2 protein-coding genes are annotated in these 2803 nt (G+C 67.4%); both read right to left on the bottom strand.

Annotated elements, in window-relative coordinates:
* Positions 1 to 1505 (bottom strand): Hsp70 family protein (locus JWP83_RS18350; RefSeq protein WP_297732671.1); only part of this gene is annotated, 1505 nt, incomplete at its 3' end.
* Between the two features lie 149 nt (positions 1506 to 1654).
* A partial coding sequence (locus JWP83_RS18345) for a hypothetical protein (protein ID WP_297732669.1) occupies positions 1655 to 2803 on the bottom strand: 1149 nt, incomplete at its 5' end.

The following is a 2803-nucleotide window of genomic DNA, read 5'->3' as shown; positions in this document are numbered from 1 at the left end:
GCTGCGACGCTGGGCGGCGGCACGGGCGTCGGGGGCGGGGGCACGGGCCGCGGCGCCAGGGAGCTGACGGGCGGCGCGGGCAGGGGTGTGACGGTGGGCGCCGGCGGCACCTGATGGTTTTCTATGCCCGACAAGGTGTAGGCCACGCCGCCGATCGAGGTCATGGCCACCACGGCGCACATCCCGACGACCAGCTGTGTCAGCCGGACCCGCCACCACGAGCTTGCTTTGGGTTCGTCGATCACGTTCAGGCGCATCGACCAGCCGGCGGCACCGTCTTCGTCGAAGGCAGCGGGGGTGTACGGCACCCGCAAGTCGGCGCCGTATTCGGTTTGCGACCAGGCCAATTCGCGATCCGTGAGCGCCTCGTCGTCGATCACCAGCACATCGCCTGCCGGCAGTTCGACGATTTCGCCGGCGGCTGCCGTGAGCAGGCCGATGGACGTGCGCGTCCGCAGATCCAGCGTCTCCCCGCGGGAGGCAATCTGCAACGCGCCGAGTGCGGCGGCGTGCGCCGGCTGCGACGGGCTCACGACGGGTCGGCGGCCGTGCACCGAAAGGCGTTCTTTGACAAGCGGAATGCCGGCACCACCGCCGACAATGACGACCGCCGAAAGGTCGGCCCAGCTCCTCTTGTGGCTTGCCAGCATCTCGTCGAACGCGTAGATGAAGCCCGACAGCCGGTCCTGTATCAGGTCGCCCAGCTCGTCGCGCGTCAGCTTCATGCTGCACCTGCGACCGCCGAGCTCGACGGCGAATTCGGCCACCGTTTCGGTGGATAGCTGCTCCTTGGCCGCGCTGCACTGTTCCCTGAGCAGGCCCAGTTGACCGACCGCGGCGGTGCTGGCCGGGTCCATGCCGCTGCCGTGCCCGAGCTCCTCGAAGACCTTGAGCAACAACGCTTGGTCGATCTCGTCGCCCGATAAGGCCGCGTAACGCATTGTGGGGGTGACCAGTTCGAAGTCGCCCGCGAGGCTGATCAGGGTGGCCGAGGTGCCGCCGCCGCCGAAATCGAGCAGGCCGACCACGCCCGTCGCCGCGAGGCACAGCTCCGCGTTCGCCGCGGTCAGCGCCGCGATCGCGTCCGAAACCAGCCGGGGCGCCATGCCGCTTCGGACGAAGCCCAAATGCGTTCGTAAACCGTTGCGCAGCGCCTGCACCGTGCCGGGCTTCCAGTACGCCGGAACGGCGATGGAGATCTCCGATGCGCCCGCGTCCGCACCGGCGGCCAGCACCATCGCGTCCAGGGCCTCCACCAACAGGAGGTCCGGGTCGTGAGCGGACCCGTCGGGCGACACCAGCGCAACCGAGTCGCCTACGCGCTCCACGAAGCCGCGCATCAGTACGCCCGGCTCGGACAGGGCCGGGTTCTCCTCGGGCACGCCGATTTTCGGCGCACAGTGCGGATACAGCGTCAGCACCGCACGGCGTGCAACCGGCGAACTTCCATTACGCGCAGCGACCAGGTTCGTGGTCCCGATCGACAACCCCACTGGGTCGTACATAGAGCGAATACTTTCGTCTATAGAGGTCGGTGGCCAGCGTTAACCATAGCCGCGGACACGCGCAAAGCCGATGGGTTGCAATACCATTGGTATCCGCTCGATGTGATTGCGTCACCGAAGCGGTATCAAAAACCTCTTGACAAATGAGTTCACACCACGGTCAGCGGCAGCGAACGCCTCGGCTGGAACTGGAACGACGATCCGCCGCTGACTTTGGCCACCGATACCTCCGGCAGTTCGGCCGACGGGGTATCGGTTTCAACCAGTTCGGCGGTCCAGTCGGTCTTCGTGCCACTGACCCGGACCTCGAGGCGCGGATCCACACCGGTGGCGATCGCCTGCAGCGGCTGGACGGATTCCGGCGAGCACAGCGATATCCAGGCGCCGTCGTCGTGCGCGGGCGACCGGTGCACGATCAGCCGGTTCTGCGCGGTTTCCGCGACGACGTAGCCCGCGGGGTTGAGCAACGGGTGCAACTCGAGCACCCTTCGCGTTCCCTCGATCCCGCCGGGTAATTCCAGCGCGTGGTGGATCCGCTCCGCCGCCAGCCCGGCCAGGCCGGTCAGGCCGCGGGTGCCCACCGAGACGGCCTGGGCGTCGTCGGCGGCGCGCGCCCGCACCGCGATGGCGAACGCCAGATACAGCAGGTGCATCTGCAGGCAAACCTCGTCGGCCATGCGCACCAGCGCCGAGTGCGAGAAGGCGCCAAAATCGAGATCGGACAGCAACGGTCCCGAGTAATCCGCCTGGCCCTCGTCGGAGCCATCGACGGGACCCAATTCCCATGTGGCGGCACGGGTTTCGCGAATGATGTCCACCGCCGGGATGCTCTGCGCTTCGGGGTGTGAGTCGTCGATGATGACGGTCCACGCGCAGTGCGGATGCCGGCCCGCCGGCACCCGTGGCGGCCGGTGGATGGGACGCATCTGCGCGCGCGGGTTGGTGGCCACCGCGGTGGCGTCGAACGTCGGATCCTCGATGGTGTGGCACATCCCGAAGACGTACTCGTCGCCCATTGGCTCCACGTCGAGCAACGCCCCGCAGTGGTCGAGATGAAACTCTCCGCTCCAACGGTCGTGAATGGTGTAGCGGAAGTCCATGAATTGCGGCGGAGCGCCGATGTCGAGCTGTAGGCCCTTGAAGATGGTGGGCACGTCGTCGCCCTCGTAGTTCAGCGCCCGCTGCATGCGCTTGGTGTAGATCGGGCTGGCGCCGGCCCACTCCTCGATGGCGATCTGCACCATCTCTTCGCGGCCGAATTCATGGATGCACCACGCCATGCCCGAGCGGTCGATCAT

Origin of the sequence: Mycobacterium sp. (genome assembly GCF_025965855.1) — a bacterium.
Taxonomy (GTDB): Bacteria; Actinomycetota; Actinomycetes; order Mycobacteriales; family Mycobacteriaceae; genus Mycobacterium.
This window is presented reverse-complemented; position numbering and strand designations above follow the sequence as displayed.